The sequence below is a fragment of the Rhizobium sp. WYCCWR 11152 genome (genome assembly GCF_013087615.1).
GTDB classification, from domain to species: domain Bacteria; phylum Pseudomonadota; class Alphaproteobacteria; order Rhizobiales; family Rhizobiaceae; genus Rhizobium; species Rhizobium indicum.
Genome location: NZ_JABFCP010000022.1, coordinates 47,369 through 71,090, shown reverse-complemented (window position 1 = coordinate 71,090; position 23,722 = coordinate 47,369). Strand labels below are relative to the sequence as shown.

The window sequence follows — 23,722 nt, the reverse complement described above, 5'->3', positions numbered from 1 at the left end:
GGTCTACAACACGTTCGTTTTCCTGCGGCGGTGGCGACGGCTGTCGAGTGGTCTGGAGAAGGGTATGCTTATATGGGCCGTTCGTAGAAGGCCCAACGACCTCGGGACAAGCGTTGTAGATGGCACGAGGGCTCGCCACGGAGAGTGGATCGCCAAACTTTTCGCTGCGGGCTTCAAGCGCTACTGGAGGGACAATGACATTTCCTATGCCGATCGCGATACCTACCAGGCATGGGTCGGACTAACAGGTCTCGCACTCGAAGCTCCAGAAGCGCTGGCGCAACTTCCTGATCATCTTGTTGAACGGGCTTTCCGGTACGGCTTTGCTAACTTGAACAGTTTTCCGGAGTGGTTGTTTCCGCTTGCCCTTCTGAAGCACCAGCTTTTCACGGGTGTCGCGACCGGCATTCTTGAAGAGGACATAAGGGGTGGCGGCGACAAGGAGTCCACGTCGGATGGCTTCAGCAGGATCGCTTATTCCAGCAGTGATATCCGTGAACTGATTGCCTCGCCGCTGTTCCAACTCTTGCTTACCTCTGGCTTGCCAGAAAATAGGCGCGATCTTGAAATTGCCGTGAACCTCGTCGCGCGCTCTTCTGCAGTCAGCCCAACGGTCCTGACACCCTTCTTGCAGCAAAACTTCACCGCTGCCGTGTCGAGCTTCAGGATGTCGGACGCATGGATATGGCTCGACGCGCTCTTTTGCGTGGAGCCCGCCTCTGCTTGGGCTGCGTGGACGACGGCATTCGGTTACTATTGGAGCCCTTCAAGCAAAGCGCTTTTCTTGAGATTTATAGGGCGGGAATCGCCTTCGTATTCCAGAGCGGAGGAGCGCGATGCAGAGCGTGACAATCTAGCTACCGATGCCGCGGTGTTGCGCGCTCTGGTAAAAGCAACTTACCTTGTATGGCCGCCAGCCAATGATCCCGTGCACGAAGATGCTTATTCACCGGATATTGCGGACAAAGCAACGTCAAAGCGCTCATATTCCTTAAATGCTCTGACCGCCCTTGGATCTGAGCAAGCGCTGGCATCCCTCGACGCACTCGCAGTTGACCCCGATTTGAGACGGCATCGCGACACGTTCCTGTACCAAAGGGACAAGCTGGTCAGAACATCTGTTCGGCGTGACCTGCTCCCGGCCAGCGAGGCCATCACTTTCCTGAATTCATTCTCCAAGACACCGACTTCGATCGAGGAATTCCGAGCGCTGATAAAACGCCACCTGGTGGCGCTCCTAGAGAAGCTGCATCATTTCGACGACGACGAAGGCTTCCTCTTCAGAAGCGGACGGGGCAAGGAAGACGATATTCGGAACTGGCTATCGGGTAGGATGCGCGAAATTGGAGCGCAGCATTACGAGGTCATCCGTGAGCAGGAAGTCGCGGTCGAGAACCGGCCAGATCTTAGAATTCACTCACGGAATGCGGAGCTTGGGCTAATCTCTGTAGAAATCAAAATGGCCGAAGAGCCTCATTGGACTGGTGACATCCTGATCGACAAGATACAGACTCAACTCGCAGACCAATACATGTTCGAAAATGGTTCCCACACTGGCTTTTATCTCCTGGCCAATGGAGCCAATCCACGGGTTAAGGTCATCCATCCAAAGACAGGGGTAGTTCTGCGGAAAGCCTTTGCGAAAAGGATAGCAGGCAAGGCTGTCAATTTTCTGGGCCTGATCGAACAGGCCAACTCGAAGGCCCTTGCGGTCACCGCTACGCTGTCCGGTAACAAGGTTGTCGAGGTAATCTCAGTCGATCTATCGGAGAGATGACGGGGCCAACGCCGACTTGGGATTCCAAGTCAGCATGATTTGCGATCCAAGACCGGCAAATTCCAGCTTTGACCAATCCCCAAGCCTAAGGCCAGTCCGCATAGCCCGAGGACAGCATGCTGTTTTCCGAGCCGGCCGAAGCGCGGGCGATTTCGCGGTAGCCGGCGGGTGAAAGGCCGGTCTTGCGCTTGAAGAAATGGCTGAAATAGGTCGGGTCGCGAAAGCCGAGGCTGTCGGAGATTTCCTGGATATTGCGGGCCGATCGCTCCAATCTCAGCTTTGCCTCCTGCACCACGCGCTCATGCAGGAGCTGGATCGGCGAGCGGCCGAGCGCCCTTTGGCAAATGGAATGCAGCCGGTCGGCCGTGACGCCCAGCTCCGCGGCATAGTCGCTGATCGGCCGGTGCTGGCGGAAACCGGCCTCGACCAGTTGCCGGTATCGCTGCAGGATCGATCCGGTTTCGCCCTGCCCGCGCTGCTCGCTTCTCTCGCCATCGGAGCCGCGCCACAGCGCCATCAGAATGAGCCTAATATAGGCGGATGCGACCATCCATGAGGAGCGGGAGGGATCGCCCAGTTCCCGAACGAAACCAGAAATCAGCGGGCTGATTTCGGCCACTGCTGAGGGATCCAATGCCTCGACCAGCTTGCGCTGCTCGGTGAAGATGCGCAGCGAATAGGACTCCACCTTGTCGCCGATCGCATCGACCATGATCTGCGGCGAAGCCCCGACCAGATGAGCCGCGGTTCCGGCTGATATCGACAAGTCGCATCGCGCCTGCGGCGGCAGGAAGGCAAGCAGCGGTCCGTGCAGCGGCCGGTGTTCGCCATTGTCGAAGTGAAGCTCCCCACTCCCCTCCCCGAGCAGAAGGAAATGGTGGAAATCGGCATACAGCCCTTTTTGAAAACGGATACGCCGGTGCGACAGCGACGGAGCGTGCCACTCGCCTCTGGCATAGTGATGAATCCCTCCGTCCGTCGCCAACGCTTCTCCTCCGCTCCCAGTCAAACAATGCTGATATCACCGGATAATTACAATATTAACCCAATAAATCGCATTCCATCGGCGCCAGATCGGCGTAACCTTTTCTCCATCAGCCTTTGGGAGGAGGCTCTTCAACAGATGCAGGAACGGTGAGGCCGCCCTCGTGGCGCCGCGTGCGCTCGTTTTCTCCCATGGCAACAATGCAAACCGGCATGCGGCGCCAGCACGTGGCGCCAATGCGTGGCACCAACACATGGCGAATTGGGTGGAACAGTGTTTTCGGCAAAGCTGATGATCAACAACGAGGCGATGGATGCTTCCGAAGGGGCCACCTTCGAACGCATCGATCCGTTGACCGGCGACATCGCAACGATCGCCTCGGCAGGATCGGTTGCCGACATGACAAGAGCGGCCAATGCGGGCGCTGCCGCCTTTCCGGACTGGTCGCAGACCGGCCCGGGCGAACGGCGCAGGCTTCTGAATGCCGCAGCCGATATCCTGGACGCCCGCACGCCCGAACTCATTGCCGCCATGACTGGCGAAACCGGCGCAACCGCGCAATGGGCGGCGATCAATTGCGGGCTCGGCGCGGATATTCTTCGCGAAGCGGCGGCGATGACCACGCAAATATCGGGCGAGCTCATTCCTTCAGGCATTCCGGGAAGCCTCGCCATGGCGGTCCGCCAGCCGGCAGGCGTCTGCGTCGGCATTGCCCCCTGGAACGCACCTGTTATCCTCGGCACCCGCGCCGTCGCCATGCCGCTTGCCTGCGGCAACACGGTCATCCTCAAGGCTTCCGAACTCTGCCCGAAGACCCATGGCCTGATCGGCGACATCCTGCGTGACGCCGGCTTTCCGCGCGGCGTCGTCAATGTCGTTTCCAATGCGCCGAGCGATGCCGCCGCTGTCGTCGACGCACTGATTGCCCATCCCGCCGTGCGCCGCATCAATTTCACCGGCTCCACCCGTGTCGGCCGGATCATTGCCGAGTCCTCGGCAAGGCATCTCAAGCGCTGCCTGCTCGAACTCGGCGGCAAGGCGCCGTTCATCGTTCTGGCCGACGCCGATATCGACGAAGCCGTGCGTGCAGCCGCCTTCGGCGCCTTCATGAACCAGGGCCAGATCTGCATGTCGACCGAGCGTATCATCCTGATGGACGAGATCGCCGATGGCTTCGTCGGCAAGTTCCGGACGAAGGCCGCAACCCTTGTCGCCGGCAATCCCAGGGACGGCAACACGCCGCTCGGCACGCTGATCAACACTGAGGCCATCAGGCGCGTCCGGTCGCTCGTCGATGATGCCCTGCAGAAGGGCGCAGTCCTCGTCTGCGGCGGCGAGGCCCACGGCACACTGATGGACGCGACCGTTATCGATCACGTGACGCCTGCCATGCGTATCTACCGCGAGGAAAGCTTTGGACCGATCGCGGCAATCGTCCGGGTCGGCAGCGTCGACGAGGCCGTGACGGTTGCCAACGACAACGAATACGGGCTTTCGGCCGCCGTTTTTAGCGCCGACGTCAATGCGGCGCTCGCCGTCGCCATGCGGCTCGAATCCGGCATCTGCCACATCAACGAAGCCACCGTTTCCGACGAGCCGCAAATGCCCTTCGGCGGCGTCAAATCAAGCGGCTACGGCCGCTTCGGCGGCAAGGCGGCGATCGACGAATTCACCGAGCTCAGATGGATCACCATGGCCTCGGGAAAACGGCACTATCCGATCTGAATTCCAGATCGGCCGACATGAACACTGGGAACGGGCTGGGAGGCCTGCATCAAGAGGGAGGAATGATTTCATGAACGACATTTTCCGCAACGGCAAATTCAACGCGGCATCGCTGAGCCGCCGCTCTTTCATCGCATCGACGGTGGCGGGCGGTGCGGCGCTGGCGCTTTCGCGCCGCACGGCCTTTGCTCAAAGCAGCGATACGCTGAAGGTCGGCTTCATCAGCCCGCGCACAGGCCCTCTCGGCGGCTTCGGCGAGACGGACGGTTATGTGCTCGAACTGGCGCGCAAGGCGCTGGCGAACGGCCTGCAGGCCGGCGGCAAGACCTGGAAGGTGGAGATTCTCGACCAGGACACCCAGTCCGATCCCTCGCGCGCCGGCCAGTTGGCGAAGGAGCTGATCAACAACCAGGCGATCGACCTGATGCTTGCCGTCTCGACACCCGAAACCATCAATCCGGTGGCCGACGCCTGCGAAGCAGCCGGCATTCCCTGCCTCTCGACAGTCATGCCCTGGGAAGCCTGGTATTTCGGCCGCGGCGCCAAGCCCGGTGCGCCTTCGCCGTTCAAGTGGACCTATCATTTCGGCTTCGGCGTCGAAGAGTTCCACAAGGCCTATGTTTCGCAGTGGAACCTGATCGAGACCAACAAGAAGGTCGGCGTCATGTATCCCAACGACGCCGACGGCAATGCGATCCGCACCCATCTGGCGCCGGCGCTCGCCAAGGAGGGATTCACCATCGTCGATCCCGGCGCCTATGAAACCGGAACCACCGACTTTACCGCGCAGATCGCTCTCTTCAGGCAGGAGGGCGTGGAGATCTTCAATTCGTTCCCGATACCGCCCGACTTCGCCGCCTTCTGGCGTCAGGCTGCACAGCAGGGCCTCACCCAGCAGATCAAGATCTGCCAGATCGCCAAGACGGGTCTGTTTCCCTCCGACATCGAGGCGCTTGGCGATCTCGGCCTGAACATCGGCAGCGCCGCCTACTGGCACAAGGCCTTCCCCTACAAATCCACGCTGACAGGCGTATCGGGAACCGAACTCGCCGACGGTTATGAAACGGCAAGCGGCAAGCAGTGGACGCAGCAGCTCGGCGCCAGCCTTGCGCTTCTCGACGCCGGCTTCGATGCGCTGAAGGCCAGCGCCGACGTCAAGAGCAAGGAGGCCGTCGCCAAGGCGATCAGCACGCTTAAGACCACCACGATCGCCGGCAAGGTCGACTTCACCAGCGGCCCGGTCGCCAACGTCTCCCCCGGACCGATCATCGGCACGCAATGGGTGAAAGCGCCGGAGGGCTCGAAATTCGCGCTCGACTATGTCGTCACCGAAAACGCCACCGACCCCAATGTCCCGGTCGGCGCCAAGCTCACCGCCTATAACGGATAACGAACAGTGCTGCAGCGGGAAGCTCAAAGACGGCCGGGGGGAGCCTTTCTCTCGGCCAAGGGAATCCACAAGCGGTTCGGCGCGCTGGTGGTGCTGGAGAATCTGGACTTTTCCATGGGGGATGGCGAGGCGATCGGCATTGTCGGGCCGAACGGCGCCGGCAAGACAACCCTGCTCAGCGTGCTCGCCGGCGCCTTCCCGCCGAATGAGGGAAGCATCACCTTCGACGGCGTCGACGTCACGCGCCGGACGGCGGCGGAGCGCTGCCGCTCCGGGCTCGTCCGGACCCATCAGATTCCCAAGCCCTTCGGCGGCATGACGACCTTCGAAAATGTCTTCGTCGCCGCATCTCACGGTAATGCCGCAAGCCGCGACGAGGCCTATGAGCGCGTGGTGGATTCGCTTTCGCTCTGCGGCATGCTTGGCGTCGCCAACCGCCCTGCCGACACGCTTGGCCTGCTGGACCGCAAACGCCTGGAGCTTGCCCGTGCGCTTGCCACGCAGCCGAGGCTGATGCTGCTCGACGAGATCGGCGGCGGCCTGACCGATGGCGAGGCCAGCGAACTGGTGGAAACCATCCTCGAATTGCGCAACCGCGGCATCGGCATCGTCTGGATCGAGCATATCGTTCATATCCTCCTGCAGGTGGCGGAGCGGCTGATCTGCATGGACGCCGGCAGGATCATCGCCGATGGCGAACCGAAAATGGTCATGAGCAATGCGGAGGTGGTCAAGGCCTATCTCGGAGGGACACCCGCATGAGCCTTCTTTCCATCCGCGACCTCGACGTCCGCCATGGCCTGCTCCAGGCGGTGCGCGGTGTCAGTTTCGATCTTGCCAAGGGCGAGGTACTGGCGCTGGTCGGCGCAAATGGCGCCGGCAAGACGACGCTGCTCAGATCGATCGCCGGCGCCCATCTGCCATCATCCGGCCGCGTCCTTCTCAACGACGAAGATCTGGCCGCCGTCCCGTCCCACAAGCGGATCGCCAAGGGCATCGCCCTGGTACCGGAAGGCCGGCGCCTGTTTTCGCAGATGACGGTGGAAGAGAACCTGCTTCTCGGAAAGAGCTCCGGCCGCAAGGGCGAGTGGAGCATCGATCGCGTCCTCGACGCCTTTCCCAACCTGAAACCCCGCCGTCACGCCAAAACGGGACACCTCTCGGGCGGGGAACAGCAGGCGACCGCCATCGGCCGGGCGCTGATGAGCAATCCCGATATTCTTCTCCTGGACGAGGTCTCACTCGGGCTTTCGCCTCTGGTCGTCGATCGCGTCTACGCTCAGTTGGAGACCTTGCTCACGTCGGGGACGACCATCGTGCTCGTCGAACAAGATCTCGCCCGCGCCATGAGCGTGGCAAGCCGCGTCATCTGCATGCTCGAGGGACGCATCGCCCTCGACAGGCCGGCGGCCGCCGTCACGCGCGAACATGTCACCCAAGCCTATTTCGGATTGCACCGGGCAGCCGGCGAAAGGAGCGCATCGTGATCAACACCCTGCTCCAGGGCATTCTGCTCGGCGGCTACTACGCCGTTATCGCCTGCGGCCTGTCCTTCATGTTCTCGGTCATGCGGATCATCAATCTCGCGCATGGCAGCCTGGCGGTCGCAGCCGCCTACGGGTTGTGGCTGCTCGCCGCCAAAGCCGGCATTCCACCCTTCGCCGGTCTGCTGATCGTGCTGCCGGTCATGGCGGCGGCCGGCTGGCTGTTGCAGCGCTTCATTCTGGAGCGCAGCGCCCGCGGCGGCACGCTCCTGCCGATTCTCACGACCTTCGGCCTGTCGATCGTCATCGACAACCTGCTGTTCGAGCAGTTCGGCGCCGACACAAGGTCGCTCGCGCCCTTCATCGGCAACCTGTCCTATGCTTCCTGGCAACTGCCGGGCCACATCTTCGTCGGCAAGCTGGCCGTCCTGATGATGGTGACGGCAGTCCTTATTCTCGGCGGGTTGCAGTTCTTCCTGAGCCGATTTGCGCTGGGTCGCGCGATCCGCGCCACGGCGGAGGATCCCGATACGGCAGGGCTGGTCGGCATCGACGCCCGCAGAGTCAACGCCGTCGCCACCGCGATCACCATGGTCACGGTCGGCATCGCCGGTGCTTTTCTCGGGATGCGGGCAACCTTCAGCCCCTATGCCGGCGGCCCACAGCTTCTCTTCGCCTTCGAGGCGGCCGTCATCGGCGGCGCAGGTTCGCTATGGGGCACACTTGCCGGCGGCATCGTTCTCGGTCTTGCCCAATCGCTCGGCGCGCAATTGCATCCGCAAGGCTTCCTGATCGGCGGCCATGCGGTGTTCCTGCTGGTGCTTTTCATTCGGCTGTCCCGGTTCGGCATGCCGGTTCTCGACAAACTTGGCGCCTCCCTGCGCGCCCGTCTCCGGAGCCCGACATGAGCCCCAACGCGACCCCCAGCACGACCTTCGCCTCCAACGGAATATCGATAGAGCGCTGGACGAAATCGTCGCGGGTGGCGCTTGGCTGCATGGCCGCGGTGCTTGCCCTGCTGATGTTTGCCCCAGCCGTGCTCGGCGCCGGCGCGATCGACCGGCTGACGGCTCTGTTCATCTACGTGATCCTTGCCGCCATGTGGAATGCGCTGGCCGGGTTCGGCGGGCTGGTCTCGGTCGGCCAGCAGGTGTTCTTCGGCCTCGGCGCCTATTTCACCATCCGGCTTGCCGATGCGGGGCTCAATCCCTTCGTCTCGCTGTTTGCCGCCGCGGTCGTGACCGGCGCGCTGTCGATCCCGCTTTCGCTGTTCATGCTGCGGCTGAAGGGCGGCGAGTTCGCGATCGGCATGTGGGTCGTCGCCACACTCGCCCACCTGCTCGTCAACCTCGACGGCCTGATCCAGGGGGAAACGGGAACTTCACTGATCTCGCTCAACGTCTATGACAGCGGCACGCGGCGAGCGACGATCTACTGGCTCGCCTTGACGGCCATGGCCGCCCTGCTCGGCGCTCTCTTCATCCTGATGCGCAGCCGCGCGGGCGCTGCCATGCAGGCAATCCGCGACAATGAGGAGGCGGCAACCTCGGTCGGCGTGCGCGTGATCGCCACCAAGCGGCTGCTCTTCGTGCTCGCCGCCTTCGGCATCGCGGTCGCCGGAGGCCTGTGGCTGGCGACCGCCACCACCTTCCAGCCGAAGACCTATTTCAGCGTCCAGTGGACGGCCTACATGATCTTCATGGTGCTGGTCGGCGGGATCGGCAAGTTCGAAGGCGCGATCCTCGGCGCCATCCTGTTCTTCGTGATCGAAACCTTCTTCGGCGGAGCCGGCGTCTGGTACCTGATCGGCCTCGGCGCCACCGCCGTGATTTTCTCGCTCTACCTGCCGCGCGGCCTGTGGGGCGAAATCGAGCGCCGCTACGATTTTCAACTTCTGCCGGTCGGCTACCGGCTGAAATTGCCCGGTCCGCATAAAATCAAATGGGAAGAATGAGCCGGCTTAATTCCGGATTCTCTTGCGAAAGGTGACGTTCATGCTTTTTGGTAAAACAATCCTGGTGACCGGCGTGGCTTCAGGCATCGGCGCCCGCACGGCGGAACTGGCCGGCCAGATGGGCGCCGAGGTCATCGGCGTCGATGTGCGCGAGCCGGTGAGTGGAAGTGCCGCCTTCATCAAGGGTGATCTCTCGACCCCATCAGGCATTGCCGAGATCGTCGCGCAGCTTCCAGTGCGCCTCGACGCGCTCGCCAATGTCGCCGGCCTTTCCGGCAGCACAGGCGTCTTCTCGACGCTCGCCGTGAATTTCTACGGCCTTCGCGCCCTGTCGGAAGCCGTGGCGCCCCGTCTCCGTGAAGGCGGCGCCGTCGTCAACGTCGCCTCGATTGCCGGCTATGGCTGGCGCGCCAATCTCGAGCGGGCAAAGTCCTTGGCCGCCATTGAAGGCTTTCCCGAGGTGGCGGCGGTTGTGGCCGAACACGGCCTCAAGGACGAAGAAGGCTATCCGCTCTCCAAGGAACTGCTGCTGCTCTGGACCATGCGCGCCGCCCATCAGGCATTGTTCAAAAACCGCGGCATCCGGGTCAATGCGGTCAGCCCCGGGCCGGTGGAAACGCCGATCCTCAAGCAGTTCCGCGCCGTGCTCGGCGACGCCAGGGTCGACAGCGACATCACCCGCGTCGGCCGGGCCGGCACCTCCGCCGATATCGCCCCCGCCGTGCTCTTCCTCTGCTCGGATGGCGCACGCTGGATCAACGGCGCCAATCTTGCCGTCGACGGCGGCCTCGAAGCTTCCATCAACGCCGAAGTCCTCGGCTTCTAGTTCTTGTCCCAAGGAGACCTCCGATGAATATTTCCCTCCTCATCAACGGCGCAGACCGCGCGGCCTCCGGCGGCCGGACCTATGATCGCATCGATCCCTTCACCGAAAAGCTCGCAAGCCGCGCCGCCGCGGCAAGCTTGGACGATGCTGCCGCGGCCGTTAATGCCGCCGCCGCAGCCTTCGGCGCCTGGTCGAAGACCGGCCCCGGCCAGCGCCGCGCCATCCTGATGAAGGCCGCCGATATCATGGATTCCAAGGTGGGCGAATTTACCCAGTTGATGATCGAGGAAACGGGCGCCACCGCTCCCTGGGCCGGCTTCAATGTCATGTTCGCCGCCAACATCCTGCGCGAGGCCGGCGCCATGACGACGCAGATATCAGGCGAAATCATCCCTTCCGACAAGCCCGGCACGCTCGCCATGGGTGTTCGCCAGGCTGCCGGCGTCTGCCTGGCGATTGCCCCCTGGAACGCGCCGGTCATCCTCGCCACCCGCGCCATCGCCATGCCGATCGCCTGCGGCAATACCGTCGTCCTCAAGGCATCCGAACAATGCCCCGGCACGCACCGGCTGATCGCCACCGCGCTGACCGAAGCCGGCCTGCCCGCCGGCGTCGTCAATGTCATCACCAACGCGCCGGAGGATGCGCCTGAGATCGTCGCGGCGCTGATTGCCCATCCGGCCGTCAAGCGCGTGAACTTCACCGGGTCGACCAAGGTCGGCAAGATCATCGCCGAGACCTGCGGCAGACATCTCAAGCCCGCCCTTCTCGAACTCGGCGGCAAGGCGCCGCTCGTTATCCTCGACGATGCCGATATCGACGGTGCCGTCAATGCCGCCATTTTCGGCGCCTTCATGAACCAGGGCCAGATCTGCATGTCGACGGAACGCATCATCGTCGACGAGGCGATCGCCGATCAGTTCGTCGCCAAACTGGCCACCCGGGCCAGTCAGCTTCCGGCCGGCGATCCGCGTGGCCATGTCGTTCTCGGCTCGCTGATCAGCCTCGACGCGGCGAAGAAAATGGATGAGCTGATCGCCGATGCGACGGCCAAGGGTGCAAAGCTCGTGGCCGGCGGCAAGCGCTCGGGCACCGTGGTCGAGGCGACGCTGCTCGATCATGTCACGCCCGAGATGCGCGTCTATGCGGAAGAATCCTTCGGTCCGGTCAAACCGATCATTCGCGTCTCCGGCGAGGAAGAAGCCATCCGCATCGCCAACGACACCGAATACGGCCTGTCCTCCGCCGTCTTCAGCCGTAATGTCCAGCGGGCAATGGCGGTTGCGGCGCGGATCGAAGCCGGCATCTGCCACATCAATGGCCCGACGGTGAACGACGAGGCGCAAATGCCCTTCGGCGGCGTCAAGGGCAGCGGCTATGGCCGCTTCGGCGGCAAGGCGGCGATCGCCGAATTCACCGACCTGCGCTGGATCACGGTAGAGGATTCCGCCCAGCACTATCCTTTCTGACGTCGACAGCGGCGAAGGGCAGATCGCGCCAATTCCAAGCGATAGAGTGTCCTGTCGGACACGCGGCGCTCTATCGCAGTTGTAGCGCGGTCATTGCGGCCATCACCCGGCCTGGACCAACATCCTCTTACTCATCCCGCTTCAGATCTTTGGGAACGGCATATTTGGATCCGTCGTAACGCAGCCGGTGTTTGCCAATCGTCGTTTTGTCTTCGCTCTGGCAGTCACCATCCTTTCCGACCGTGGCGACGGAAGTGGTCGTTTTTTCGGTTACGACTATATCGGCGAACACGCCTTTTGCTGGTGAACCGATTGAAAGCGTGCGCGTGATTTCATCGAACTCACCGGCACAGGCGGTATCCCATTCTCCGTGATTTTCACTGACGACAATATTGTCGAGAATCGGCTTCAGCCCATCACCGTCGACTGAGAAGAGCCATAAGGTCGTTTCGCCGAACGGATTGGCGCGCGAACTACCTTCCAGCGTAACACGCAATCCAAAAGCCGTTTTCCCAGGAGCGAGTTGATAACGCGCAGTATCGAAGGCGACGCTTTCTACATGAATGGCATCGTCTGACATAAGTCCCTGAAGACGCAGACGCTGCTTTACATGAAGATTGGTGCTGTCTACCACGAGCAGTTCGATGTCACCCTCGTTTTCCGAATCCGACTGCTCCGTCATCAATGGGACAGCCACAAGGGTCAGTTGCGGGTGAGCTGGCCAAATCCGGCAAATCACCCGACGCGGATCGCCGTCGACATTGTCGCCTGTCGGCAATGTGATGGTTGAGCCCGCGAGCCGAAAAGCGTCATCGGCGTTGGTGGCACCGGGATAGGCAAGACGGATGATGTCTAAGGAGCGGCCGGCGCATTCGGCCTGGCCCGCCGATGCCGCTTGAGCGCTGACAGGAACGCAGAGCCCGATCAGAACGATCAGTTCGAAGAATGAAGCGCGGGCGTTCGAAAGCTGCGTCAATACAAATCCCTCCACAAAGCCACAGGCATATTCGAAACGTGACATTTGGCAATATTGGGAGAATCGAAAGATATCAGCGACCGAGGACCGAGCAACATCAGTTGGCCGCGACAATGCTGCGGCAATCGGAAGCGTTCATCTGTGGCCAACCGACAACTATATTCCTAAGTTGAGTGCGATGGCTGCCTGTGCCACGCACCAGATCGAGCTGCTCCTCGGGCTCCAGCCTGGAACCAAAACCTTGTAACGCGTATCGGCCGAGAATGGCTTTCGAACTTATGGCGGGTGCACAAATGGCCTTGCACATCAAACGAATCTACGAGCCGAAAGACGACAAAGACGGCATGCGCATCCTGGTCGACCGGCTATGGCCGCGCGGGTTGAGCAAGCAGGATGCAGCAGTCGATATCTGGTTGCAGGATATCGCACCAAGCCCGACGCTGCGCCGTTGGTTTGGCCACGATCCCGCCAAATGGGCCGAGTTCCAGCGCCGGTATCGGGACGAGCTGGAAAAGAACCCGTCCGCCGTCGAGGAGCTGAAACGCCAGATCGGACAAGCGGACGCGACACTTCTCTACGCTGCGAAAGACCTGCACCACAATCACGCCATCATGCTTCAGCGCTTCCTCGGCAAAGACTGACGCGTCGGTGGCCGACGCCGATGACACGCTGCCTCTCCGTGTCCGAAATTTCCGGGAACCTTTTCGACAAACCCGCATCCAATGTTCGCTTCCGAAGGCGCACCGCCGTTGCTGCCGGAAGACATTCGGTCACGACACAAGGAGACAGATCATGTTGAAACGAATTCTCGGCGCCACACTGATGGCGGCCTCACTGGGCACGGCTTCGATCGCCGCCGATGCCAAGCCGACCGATCCTCAGATCGCCCACATCGCCTATACGGCAGGGCAGATCGATGTCACCGCGGCAGAGCAAGCGTTGAAGAAGAGCAAGAATGCCGACGTCACCGAATTCGCCAAGACCATGGAGCGCGACCACAAGGCCGTCAACGACCAAGCGCTCGCCCTCGTCAAGAAGCTGAAGGTGACGCCCGAAGACAACCCCGTCAGCCAATCCTTGTCGACACAGGCAGCTAAGGAACTGACGACGCTGGAGGCGCTCGACGGCGCGGCTTTCGACAAGGCCTATGTCGAAAACGAAGTCGCCTATCACAAGTCGGTCAACGACGCGCTTGCCAACACCTTGATCCCGTCGGCTGAGAATAAAGAGCTCAAGTCGCTGCTGGAAACGGGCCTGACCCTGTTCAAGGAGCATCAGATGGATGCCGAGCATCTGGTTTCCATGATCAAATAGGCTTGAGGAATGCGCTGGCTAATGAAATCGCTCCCGCTGCTCTATACACTGCTTTGGGTAGGCAGCGGGGTTGCCTCGGCGGCGGACTATCAGATCACCATCGCGGGCATGAAATTCGGCTCGCCGCCTCCCGAGCTGCATGTCGGCGATGTGATCGTCTGGCGAAACGATGATATATTCAGGCACACGGCAACCGCTCGCGACAAGAGCTTCGATATCGACCTGCCGCCGAAATCGGAAGGCCGTATGACTGTCACCCATACGGGAGCGGTCGATTTTTATTGTCGCTTCCATCCCGCCATGACGGGCAAACTGGATGTCCGGCCGTAGGGCGGGCTCCAATCGAAAGACGGGCAGGCAGACGGAGCATTCCCATGGCAGCCATTCCGGTTCCGGCCGCGCGACACCGGCAGCAGATGTCGATACTGTCCGACGCCGAACTCGTGCCCTTGGCGAGGATGGGCGACGAGTTCGCCATCCGCGCCATCGTTCAGCGTCACAATCAGCGCCTGTTCCGGAGGGCGCGCGCCATCATTCGCAATGATGCGGAGGCGGAAGACGTCGTCCACGCCGCCTATATCAAGGCCTTCACCAATCTGGCGACGTTCCGGGGCGAGGCACAACTTTCGACATGGCTGACCCGCATTACGCTCAACGAGGCGCTCGGCCGTGTGCGGGGCCGAAAGAACACCATCGGACTCGAGGAAATCGATGTGCAGACGATGGCGCCGGGTGGCGAAGTGTTACAGTTTCCGTCCTCCCTGTCCGCAACCGATCCGGAAACCGAGCTGTCCAGGAGCCAGGCGCGGCATCTTCTCGAAAATGCGGTCGACGAACTGCCGGACGATTTTCGCGCCGTCTTCGTGCTGCGGGATGTCGAGGGCATGAGCACGGACGAGGCCGCCTCTTATCTCGGCATAAGACCCGAAACGGCCAAAACCCGGCTGCACCGGGCGCGGAAAATGATGCGCCAGTCGATCGAAAAACAGCTTTCCGGAGCATTCTCGGCGCTGCTCCCCTTCGATGGCGCCCGTTGCGCTTTCATGGCCGATCGCGTCATTGCTGCCCTTCGCCCAGAGACGCCATGACATCTCGCACTATCAGCGGGAGCTAGGTCCCAGATCCGCAACCAGGTCAGGACTGTAGTGCGGCGCCGGACCTTCCTTCGGTGCCTGTCACGCACGAAAGTTGTCGATGCAGCTTTCCGGGGGGCGCACTAAAAATTCATGCCGATTCCGACGGCTCCTTCTTATCGCTGATCCGTTAGGAGCCCGCCTTTAGATCCGGAGGCGGTCCAGTCGCCTGTGCCGCTGTAGCCCGTCAGAGGCTAAGATATGCGGAGGTCAATCGTGGTATTCAAGAGCATAACCCGCCCCATAGACGGTGCGAATCCTCAGATTGCGGAGCCCTGCAAACGCTTTTCGCAGCCGGCCGATATGCACGTCGACCGTCCGCCTTTCTACAGCGTGGGGATCGGACCAAACGGCCTCGATGAGTTGCTTGCGGGTACTGATCTGCCCCTGCCTGTCCAATAGGAATCTAAGGATTCTCATCTCAATAGGCGCAAGCGCTACTCTCTTGCCCGAAACCACGACGGCATGCGGCCCGAAGACAATCTCGGCGGCGCCAGCAAACTTGGGTAGAGTCGAAGCCCCCGACCGCGGGTTTATACCGTGGAGAAAGGCGAGAAGCTTTGAAGGCGACAAAGGGCGCGTGATGCCTTCGTCGAGCCCGGCCTTGATCAATTGCAGGTGCTGGGCACGTGTGTCCTCGCCGACAAGTGCCGCCACCGGAAGCCTTGATTCCTTCAAGAGCGTACATAGGGGCGCAACATCACTCTGCCAGCCTGCACAATCCAAGACGACGGCGGAAAGCACTACTGATGTGCAAGCGTCCACGACATCGTCGTCACTTGCGGCAAGGCGAGCCTTGAAGCCCTCGCCATGCAAAATGTGCGCAAGGAGCAGATAGAACTCGGCGTTCTGCGAGCAGACCAGAATGACAGGAGCCATGTCGATTGCCTTTTTTCTCACCTGATGAAACGGCGAGCTCAGCTCGGCGCGAACTCGCCACCGTTGACATCTATGATGGCTCCATTGACGAACCCGGCATCCTCCGATGCCAGGAACGCGATCACCGCGGCGACGTCGTCTGGAACACCGAGCCGACCGGCCGGAATACGGGCGAGCGCGTCAATGTTGATCTTGCTTTGCGGGGAGCCTGTCAGCGGCGTCAGGATGCGACCTGGCGCCACGACATTCGATGTTATGCCATAGGGACCATATTGAGAGACCAGCACGCGGGACAATCCTGAAAGGGCGGCTTTAGACGTCGCATAGCCCGCGCCAGCGATCCGTGGTCTCGTCCGGCCGGCAAGAGAACCGACGAATATAAGGCGTCCATAACTCATTTCCTTCATGGCAGGCAGAACCGCCTGGCAACACAGCATCGTCCCCGTCAGGTTGACGGCGAGCACGTCGTTCCACTCTTCAAGGGGAAGGTCGGCGACCTGACGAGGGCCGTCGGGACCTTTCGGTGATATCCCCGCGTTGCAGACGAGGATCCCAGGCGCGCCCAGGTCACTGGCGACTTCGCAGAAAAAGGAATTGATTGCCGCCGCTTCGCGGAGATCAACCCTCCTCGCAATGGAGCGCTCTGGCCCAAAACCCTCGGCGAGCGCGGCGCCCGCGGCTATGACGCTTGCCTCACCATGGCTGAAGACGGCAACCCGATGACCGGCCCTGAGCAGACGAAACGCAGTGGCAAGACCGATCCCGGTTGTGCCACCGCTGATGACTGCAACATGCGGATTGCCGCCAGGGCTCATGCCGCTTGATCCATTGCAGCAAATAGCGAAAGGGGTGGATGTGCGGCCGCCTCTGTTACTACCTCGATCAGCAGGGGACCTTCTTCACCCAGCCCGCGCTCCAGATATCGAGGAAGATCCGCGGGATCGGAGATTCGGACCGCCGGGCAGCCGCAAGCTTCGGCAATACGCCGATGATCGACATCTGCGAAGCTGCAGGCAGTCGTGAAGGTGCCGAACTTGACAGCTTCAGCATCACGTTGGAAGCCGAGGATACCGTTGTTCAAAACGATGATGAGTACGGGAAGCTTGCTCCGAACCATGGTTTCCAGCTCCGCCCAGCTGTGGGCGAAACCGCCGTCCCCTACGATGGCAACCACTGGTTTGTCCGGTTTTGCCGCTTTCGCGCCGAGCGCAAGTGGCAAGCCCCACCCGAGTCCAGCAAGGCCCCGCGGCGACAGGAAGCGCATACCAGGGGAAAGGGCCCGCAGTTGGCCGGCTATCCACATCGAAGAATAGCTCGCATCGGAAACAACCGTCGTATCTGCCGTCAACACTTGCTGCAGGTCGGACATAACCCGCTCGGGACGGATCGGACTTTTCTCCGAACGAGCAACAGACTGGCGCTCAATGTCAAACGAGCGCCAGAATCCAGCAATCCGGGCCGTCAACCTATCGCGCTGCGATGCGCGGTACGAGAGATCGCCTCGGGCCAGCGCGCTACGCAACGCGCTAATGGTTTCGGCCGCATCGCCTGGCAATCTGACCGCTTCGTAGTTGCGCCCGATTTCGGTGGGATCGACATCGATGTGGATGACTGATGCGGACCGGGGGATTTGGCGCCAACTGTCAGTGCCATTCTGGTTGGTTCGCGTTCCGACCAGAATGACGAGATCGGCCTCTTCGACAAGGGCAAGCGTGTGCCGTCCGAGCGATCGCGGCCCAACGAGAGCGCCGAGAACGCCGGCTGACAGCGGGTGGTATTCGTCGACCGCGCCTTTTCCCATATTGGTCGTCAGCACGGGAAGCGAGGCTTCGTCCTGTAGCCCTGAAAGCTCGCCGGCGGCATGGCTTGCATGAACGCCTCCTCCGGCGATGACGATGGGTGCCTGGGCTGCGGCGATCATCGAGGCTGCGCGCTCGATGTCACTATCGCGCGGACGCAACCGATCGAGTGGCCAGTGGCCAAGCACAGCCTCACGACGAAAGAGCGAAGGGGCAATTTGTTCCCGCAAGAGGTCGGCGGGGAGCAGGAGAGCTGCCGGTCCCGGCCGGCCCGAGGCGGCTGCTGTGAAAGCAGCATCGACATAGTCGTCGATCCGCTCCGCAACCAGCACCTTGCGCACCCACTTCGTGCAGGATTGGAATAGGATGAGATGATCGAGTTCCTGGAATGCATTGCGATCAGCCTGGTCTCGTTCGACATCCTGGACGAGAGCAACGACCGGAACGCTAGCCTTCAGCGCTTCGGCCAGCGGCGGAACGAGAAGCGTTGCGGCGGGTCCGTTCTGCGCTGCTACCACGCCAACCTTGCCGGACAGCCGCGCATATCCATCGGCCATGGTCCCTCCCATGTTTTCCTGTCGGTAGGCGATTTGACGTATGCCGATTGCTTCGGCCGCAAGGATAACCGCCGAAGGCAGGCTCTGAGCAAAGATATGGGTGACGTTGTGCCTTTTCAGGGAAAGAGCGATCCGCTCGGCGACGGTTGTATGATCAGTTGCCATGGTCACATGCCTGCTTCGGTTGGAGTTGCTTCGAGGATTGAAAGGAAGTCTGCGAAGGCTGCGACGACCGCATCACCGTCAGCAGTCGTCATTGCCGTCGAAAGGCACGCCGCAGCGCCATTGGGAAGCAGGATGCCGCAATTGAGGAAATGCCTGGAGAGCCGGCCCATCAACTCGGCCTCTTCGGGGGCGAGATACGCCTCGCGGAAGTCCGTTGGCTGCTTTCCTTTCGGATGAATGCGAAACAAGGATGCCGCCCCCGTCACGCTGAAGGCTGCGCCTTGTCGCTCGATTTCCTTTCGAAGCCCAGCCCGTATCCCATCGCCAAGGCTCTCGAGTGCAGCGAAAGCGCCATCCGTCATCGCCTCCATGGCGACCCGGCCCGCAACCATCGATACGGGATTTGCCGAAAACGTGCCGCCTTGCGGCAGCAGCGGCTTTCCGCTGTCGCTTGCGAACACCCGCATCACGTCCTTACGCCCACCGACCGCCCCGATGGGAAAACCTCCGCCGATGATTTTGCCGGCGGCGACCAAATCGGGGTGGAGACCATAGCGGGCCGACGCCCCCGCGTGTGACTGCCGCAGATTGAGGACCTCATCGGCAACAATGAGAATCCCATATTTCTTCGCGATTGCCTCGACAGCGGCAAGAAAGCTCGGCTCAGGCGCTATCAGCCCCGCGCGGCTCGGCATCGGATCGATCAGGATACAAGCCAGTGAAGGGGCAGCCGAAGCAATTCGGCGCTCCAGATCCGCGATGTCATTGAAGCGGATAACCGTCACCTCGTCCCTTACCGAAGGCGGCATTCCGCGATAGGCCGGTACGGCCGGCGACCGCAACGGGTCGTTCCATATAGCCGGTGACACCGCCTGCCCCGTTTCCGCCCAGTCGTAAGCGCCGTGATAGGCGCCTTCGATCCGCGCGATGCCTGGCCGGCATGTGAAAGCGCGGGCCGCCTTGATCGCAAACATTACAGCCTCGGTCCCGCTGTTGACGAAGCGAATATGTTCGATCGCCGGAATGCGCTCGATCAGTAGCTCTGCCAGCGTGATCTCGTGCTCGGTTGGGTTGGAGAAACACGTTCCGCGATGAAGCAGATCTGCGACCGCGTCGGCAACTGGAAGAAAGCCATGGCCGTGTATCAGCGTCGTGAAATTATTGTTTAGGTCGAGTAGGCGGTTGCCGTCGACGTCGATGAGATAAGCTCCCTCCCCGCGCGAAATGTAGAGCGGGCTGGGCTCGTGATCGACGGTGACCCGCGTGATCCCGGTTGGAAACACGCGGCGCCCCTTTTTAAAGAAATGTTCGGACCTCGACCGGGGATATCCCCGGCCGTGGCGAAGGACATTAGGGTGAAACATTCGATCTTCTCCGGCCAGCGCGGGTCGCGGCGCAACCCTTCATAATTTTGTTATTACAAAAATCATGAACCCGAAGAAGTTGCAACAAAAAAATCCGGCTGCCGACGCTATTGCAGCTTGAGACGCTCCTGCGCGGCTTTCTTCAGACGCCGGTAGCCGTCTCGAATATCGTTTTCCATTGCGGCACGGACCGCGGATGGGTCTTTATCCACCAGCCCCTCTATCGCGGCCAAATGATTGTGGACACCGTATTTTGCTTCCGCAAACTCAGGATAGAGGTCGTGGAACGAGGCGCCTACCCTTAACCACAGGGCCTCAATGGTCGAAAGGAGGCGCGGCATCTTGCACAACCGATAGATCGTAAAATGGAATTCCTTATTGTCGTGAAGAGCGTCGGAGTAACGCCTTTCGTCGAGCGACAGTGTGATTTTCTCCTGCAGCGCCAATAGCTTGTCGACTACATCATTCGTGGCGCGAAGGGCGCCTTTTTCCGTCGCCAACCCTTCAAGCGCAAGTCGCATCTGCGTGACTTCGTAGAGCGCTGCAAGATCGAGATGCGGGACGATGACGGTTTTAGGGCCCACCATGACGAGCGCGCCCTCGAAGACCAGCCGGTTGATCGCCTCGCGTGCCGGCGTGGCACCGACGTTCAGCATTTCGGCGACCGAACGGATCGGCAACTTGTGGCCCGGCTTGTAAGCACCCCGCGTGAGCTGCTCTTTAATGGATGAATAAGCGAAGTCGCTGAGTCGCCCAGACTGCAAATCCGATCCCGACGATTCCTCTTTAGTTGTACTTTCGTTCAAAATTGACCTCCACGCGTTGACATCTTCACATTTTTGTTGCAACAAAAATGAATTAGGCGAAAAGCGAAATCGTAATGTGACAGCATAACGTCAACGCGAATATTAGCAACGCCTTGGCCGGGGAGGCCATGTCCGAACAGCTGCCGGCCTTGCCGGCATAGCACCTGGGTGCCGCACGAGCGGAGCCGGGAGGTTTCAACGCGTGTCAAAGCACGCAAGTGAGGAGATATCATTTTGATTGGTGCGCCTGTTTTCATCGATCGTATAGGCAAAGCCTACGGGACCCAGACTGCCGTTGGTGGAGTGACCCTGAATATTGCGGCAGGCGAATTCCTGTCGATCCTCGGTCCGTCCGGATCGGGCAAGACGACGCTTCTGACAATGATCGCCGGTTTCGAAAGCCCGTCTGCCGGACGCATCATCATCGACGGGCGCGATGTCACCGCCGTATCGCCCGATCGCCGCAATATCGGGATGGTCTTCCAGCGTTATGCCTTGTTCCCGCATCTGACCGTTTCCGAAAACATCGCCTTCCCCCTGAAGATGCGTGGCATCCGCAAGGACCTCAGAGCAGAACGGGTTGGCCGCGCGCTCGACCTCGTCCAACTCCCGGACTATACCAAGCGCTATCCCCACGAACTTTCCGGCGGCCAGCAGCAGCGGGTGGCGGTCGCGCGAGCAATCGTGTTCGAACCGCCTGTTCTCTTGATGGACGAGCCACTCGGGGCACTGGACAAGAAGCTGCGCGAATCTATGCAGATCGAGATCAAGCAGCTTCAGCGGCGCCTCGGTGCGACGGTCATCTACGTGACGCACGATCAGGAGGAGGCGTTGACGATGTCCGACCGGATCGCCGTTATGGCAAAGGGGCAACTCGCGCAGCTCGGAACCCCGGCGGACCTTTACTGTAATCCGCAGAGTGCCTTTGTCGCCGATTTCATCGGCAAGATGAACTTCTTGACTGGAGAATTCCTGGGTGAAACCGCTAGCCGCCAGACGATCAGACTGGGTGACGACGTTGTCATTGATACGCCCGGTGCTCCCTATGGCTTCGAGGGTCCGGCAAAGATCGGTGATCGCGTTCGGCTCGCGCTACGGCCTGAGCGCCTTGGCCTTGCAGCGCGTGGCGCAGGGGGACTGAACGCCCTCCCCGGCCGGATCGAAACGTCGGTCTTTTCCGGCGCCTTCGACCTTCATCTCGTTCGCGCCGATTTCGGAAGCGGAGAGATCATTCAGGTGCAGATCCCTGCCGATGGAAATAGAACGGCCTTTGCGATGGGGACACTCGTGGATGTCATCGCCGAACGCGACGGCCTCCGGCTCTTTGCGGTTGCGGAGGCATGAAATGACCACGACCGTCGATAATCTACCCCTTGCACCAACCCGTCCAGCGAGCTGGTTTTTCTCACGCTCGGCGCGCCAGTATTCGCACGCGCTGACGTTCCTGCTTATTGCGCCGTTGATGCTCTTACTGGCGGGAAGCTTCATCTATCCAATCGGCCGGCTTGTCTCTCTGAGTGTCATGGCACCTGGATTCACGCTGCAGTACTACGAGCGGATCGTCACCGAGCCGCTCTACATCGAAGTCCTGCTTCGCACGTTGCAGACGGGTGCAATCGTAACCGTGGCGAGCCTGCTGCTCGGTTATCCGGTTGCCTTTCTGATGGCCCGCTCCAAAGGCAAGACTGCATTGATCGTATCGGCAGCGGTGTTCGTGCCGCTATGGACCTCAGTGCTAGTGCGATCCTACGCCTGGATCGTGCTGCTGCAGCGAAACGGCATCGCTAACGGTCTGTTGATCGAGAGCGGCCTCATTAGCAGTCCGTTGAAGCTTATTTACACCGAAGGCGCGGTCATCCTTGCGATGACGCATGTTCTTATGCCCTTCATGATCCTGCCGATCTACAACGCTGTTCGCACGATTCCTGCCGATTACGCCCAAGCCGCCCGCAATCTCGGCGCCGGCACGATTGGCGCGTTCCTGAGCGTGACGTTGCCGCTCAGCCTGCCCGGAATCTTTGCCGGATGCGTCATGTGCTTCATCCTGGCGATCGGTTTTTATATCACGCCGGCACTCGTCGGCGGGCCTGGAGCATTGATGATGGCAACGCTGATCGGGCAGCAAACCACCGTCCTGCTTGACTGGCCATTTGCCGCAGCGCTCGCGACCGTCCTTCTAACCACGACGCTTTTCTTTGTCCTTGTGTTCCGCAGCGCGCTTTCCATCAGCAAAGGAATGAACAGTGTCAATTGAGCCCGCAGCCCCCCCATTCGCCGCCTCTCGCGTCAAAAGCACCCATCGACCTTACGGCAAAGCAGCCTCGCGGCTCCTTGGAGGCTCCCTAATCGGAGCAATCCTGTTCTTCCTGTTGTTGCCGACGCTGCTCGTCATCCCGATTTCGCTCAACGACAGCAACTATATCGAGCTCCCGCCGAAGGGCCTGACGCTTCGCTGGTATATCGATTTTCTCGCCGACCCGGACTGGCGCGCAGCAACGATCTTCAGTCTGCAGATTGCGCTGTCGACGACGATCGCTTCGACGGTCATCGGTACATTGGCCGCGATCGGGCTCGTTCGCGGCGATCTGCCGGGAAAGACCCTTCTGCAGGCATTGTCGCTAGGGCCAATGATCGTTCCCCATGTTGTTTTCGGCGTTGCGCTTTATCTGGTTTTTTCCCCGCTCAGCCTCACGGGCAATTTCACTGGTTTCCTGATCGCGCACACCGTGCTTGCTGTTCCCTACGTGATCATCACCGTGTCGGCAGCACTGGAACGCTTCGACACGTCCCTGGAGCTCGCCGCACTGAATTGCGGGGCAAGCCGAAGCCGCGCCTTTTTTAGCATTGTGCTTCCTAACATCGCGCCGGCGGTGGCTGCAGCTTCGGTCTTTGCGTTTCTGGCGTCATTCGATGAAGCGACAGTCGCCTTCTTCATTTCCGATACCGGCGGAAAAACGATCAGTCGCAAGATGTTCGAGGACATCGATTTCAATCTCACCCCGGTCATAGCAGCAGTTTCGACGCTGCTCGTCGCGGTATCGCTGCTGCTTATGGGAGCCATTCATCTCCTTACCCGCCGCGGGGAGGATTAACGTGGCCATATCAATCCGACGGAGGAA

General features: G+C 60.9%; 23 protein-coding genes. 16 read left to right on the top strand and 7 right to left on the bottom strand.

Annotated features, from left to right (window positions below):
• The first annotated feature begins 64 nt into the window (after nt 1-64).
• The gene (locus G9X67_RS35195) at nt 65-1,777 is read left to right on the top strand and encodes a hypothetical protein (protein WP_246705472.1); all 1,713 of its coding nucleotides are present in this window, start codon (nt 65-67) and stop codon (nt 1,775-1,777) included.
• A gap of 85 nt (nt 1,778-1,862) precedes the next feature.
• Here G9X67_RS35195 and G9X67_RS30295 read toward each other — a convergent pair whose 3' ends face one another.
• Nucleotides 1,863-2,762 carry an AraC family transcriptional regulator gene (locus G9X67_RS30295; RefSeq protein WP_171600349.1) on the bottom strand — a complete coding sequence of 300 codons (900 nt, stop codon included), beginning with the start codon at nt 2,760-2,762 and terminating at the stop codon, nt 1,863-1,865.
• Nucleotides 2,763-3,023: 261 nt separating this feature from the next.
• Here G9X67_RS30295 and G9X67_RS30290 point away from each other — a divergent pair, with 261 nt between their 5' ends.
• From G9X67_RS30290 to G9X67_RS30255, 8 genes are all read left to right on the top strand, one after another.
• A complete protein-coding gene (locus G9X67_RS30290) occupies nt 3,024-4,487 on the top strand; it encodes an aldehyde dehydrogenase (RefSeq protein WP_171600361.1) in 1,464 nt (487 codons plus the stop codon).
• Between the two features lie 70 nt (nt 4,488-4,557).
• A complete protein-coding gene (locus G9X67_RS30285; protein WP_138388612.1) occupies nt 4,558-5,877 on the top strand; it encodes an ABC transporter substrate-binding protein in 1,320 nt (439 codons plus the stop codon).
• A 6-nt stretch (nt 5,878-5,883) separates the two neighbouring features.
• Entirely contained in the window at nt 5,884-6,639 is a 756-nt protein-coding gene (locus tag G9X67_RS30280) for an ABC transporter ATP-binding protein (protein ID WP_171600348.1), read from the top strand.
• On the top strand, nt 6,636-7,364 hold the full coding sequence (locus tag G9X67_RS30275) for an ABC transporter ATP-binding protein (RefSeq protein WP_171600347.1): 729 nt from the start codon (nt 6,636-6,638) through the stop codon (nt 7,362-7,364). Before G9X67_RS30280 ends, G9X67_RS30275 begins: the two co-directional genes overlap by 4 nt.
• Nucleotides 7,361-8,269: a branched-chain amino acid ABC transporter permease gene (locus tag G9X67_RS30270; RefSeq protein WP_138388610.1), complete on the top strand. Its 909-nt coding sequence runs from the start codon at nt 7,361-7,363 to the stop codon at nt 8,267-8,269. The genes G9X67_RS30275 and G9X67_RS30270 overlap by 4 nt, the downstream gene beginning before the upstream one ends.
• Complete coding sequence (locus tag G9X67_RS30265; protein ID WP_138388609.1) at nt 8,266-9,315, top strand: branched-chain amino acid ABC transporter permease; 1,050 nt, start codon at nt 8,266-8,268, stop codon at nt 9,313-9,315. The genes G9X67_RS30270 and G9X67_RS30265 overlap by 4 nt, the downstream gene beginning before the upstream one ends.
• 40 nt (nt 9,316-9,355) lie before the next feature.
• Nucleotides 9,356-10,141, top strand: a complete 786-nt coding sequence (locus G9X67_RS30260; RefSeq protein WP_171600346.1) for a coniferyl-alcohol dehydrogenase — start codon at nt 9,356-9,358, stop codon at nt 10,139-10,141.
• Nucleotides 10,142-10,164: 23 nt separating this feature from the next.
• Entirely contained in the window at nt 10,165-11,610 is a 1,446-nt protein-coding gene (locus tag G9X67_RS30255; RefSeq protein ID WP_138388607.1) for an aldehyde dehydrogenase, read from the top strand.
• A gap of 127 nt (nt 11,611-11,737) precedes the next feature.
• Here G9X67_RS30255 and G9X67_RS30250 read toward each other — a convergent pair whose 3' ends face one another.
• On the bottom strand, nt 11,738-12,631 hold the full coding sequence (locus tag G9X67_RS30250) for a hypothetical protein (protein ID WP_246413226.1): 894 nt from the start codon (nt 12,629-12,631) through the stop codon (nt 11,738-11,740).
• 248 nt (nt 12,632-12,879) lie between these two features.
• On the opposite strand from G9X67_RS30250, the gene G9X67_RS30245 reads away from it, so the two are divergent.
• From G9X67_RS30245 to G9X67_RS30230, 4 genes are all read left to right on the top strand, one after another.
• The gene (locus G9X67_RS30245; RefSeq protein WP_138388606.1) at nt 12,880-13,227 is read left to right on the top strand and encodes a DUF488 domain-containing protein; all 348 of its coding nucleotides are present in this window, start codon (nt 12,880-12,882) and stop codon (nt 13,225-13,227) included.
• Between the two features lie 151 nt (nt 13,228-13,378).
• On the top strand, nt 13,379-13,900 hold the full coding sequence (locus tag G9X67_RS30240; RefSeq protein WP_138388605.1) for a DUF4142 domain-containing protein: 522 nt from the start codon (nt 13,379-13,381) through the stop codon (nt 13,898-13,900).
• Nucleotides 13,901-13,909: 9 nt separating this feature from the next.
• Nucleotides 13,910-14,230 carry a cupredoxin family copper-binding protein gene (locus G9X67_RS30235; RefSeq protein ID WP_138388604.1) on the top strand — a complete coding sequence of 107 codons (321 nt, stop codon included), beginning with the start codon at nt 13,910-13,912 and terminating at the stop codon, nt 14,228-14,230.
• A gap of 44 nt (nt 14,231-14,274) precedes the next feature.
• Entirely contained in the window at nt 14,275-14,988 is a 714-nt protein-coding gene (locus tag G9X67_RS30230; RefSeq protein ID WP_138388603.1) for an RNA polymerase sigma factor, read from the top strand.
• A gap of 255 nt (nt 14,989-15,243) precedes the next feature.
• Here G9X67_RS30230 and G9X67_RS30225 read toward each other — a convergent pair whose 3' ends face one another.
• The 5 genes from G9X67_RS30225 to G9X67_RS30205 form a co-directional block, all read right to left on the bottom strand.
• Nucleotides 15,244-15,912, bottom strand: coding sequence for a response regulator transcription factor (locus G9X67_RS30225; RefSeq protein ID WP_138388602.1), 669 nt, complete (start codon nt 15,910-15,912; stop codon nt 15,244-15,246).
• Between the two features lie 38 nt (nt 15,913-15,950).
• Nucleotides 15,951-16,727 (bottom strand): 3-oxoacyl-ACP reductase FabG, encoded by a 777-nt coding sequence (gene fabG, locus G9X67_RS30220; RefSeq protein ID WP_138334866.1) that lies wholly within the window; start codon nt 16,725-16,727, stop codon nt 15,951-15,953.
• Complete coding sequence (locus tag G9X67_RS30215) at nt 16,724-18,433, bottom strand: acetolactate synthase catalytic subunit (protein ID WP_138388601.1); 1,710 nt, start codon at nt 18,431-18,433, stop codon at nt 16,724-16,726. Before G9X67_RS30215 ends, fabG begins: the two co-directional genes overlap by 4 nt.
• A 2-nt stretch (nt 18,434-18,435) precedes the next feature.
• Entirely contained in the window at nt 18,436-19,797 is a 1,362-nt protein-coding gene (locus G9X67_RS30210) for an aspartate aminotransferase family protein (RefSeq protein WP_138388600.1), read from the bottom strand.
• A gap of 107 nt (nt 19,798-19,904) precedes the next feature.
• On the bottom strand, nt 19,905-20,603 hold the full coding sequence (locus G9X67_RS30205) for a GntR family transcriptional regulator (RefSeq protein ID WP_138388599.1): 699 nt from the start codon (nt 20,601-20,603) through the stop codon (nt 19,905-19,907).
• Between the two features lie 234 nt (nt 20,604-20,837).
• Between G9X67_RS30205 and G9X67_RS30200 the strand changes: the two genes are divergently transcribed.
• The 3 genes from G9X67_RS30200 (at nt 20,838) to G9X67_RS30190 (ending at nt 23,695) form a co-directional block, all read left to right on the top strand.
• A complete protein-coding gene (locus tag G9X67_RS30200) occupies nt 20,838-21,947 on the top strand; it encodes an ABC transporter ATP-binding protein (RefSeq protein ID WP_171600345.1) in 1,110 nt (369 codons plus the stop codon).
• A gap of 1 nt (nt 21,948) precedes the next feature.
• A complete protein-coding gene (locus tag G9X67_RS30195) occupies nt 21,949-22,857 on the top strand; it encodes an ABC transporter permease (protein WP_138388597.1) in 909 nt (302 codons plus the stop codon).
• Between the two features lie 91 nt (nt 22,858-22,948).
• A complete protein-coding gene (locus tag G9X67_RS30190) occupies nt 22,949-23,695 on the top strand; it encodes an ABC transporter permease (protein ID WP_246413306.1) in 747 nt (248 codons plus the stop codon).
• Nucleotides 23,696-23,722: the final 27 nt, after the last annotated feature.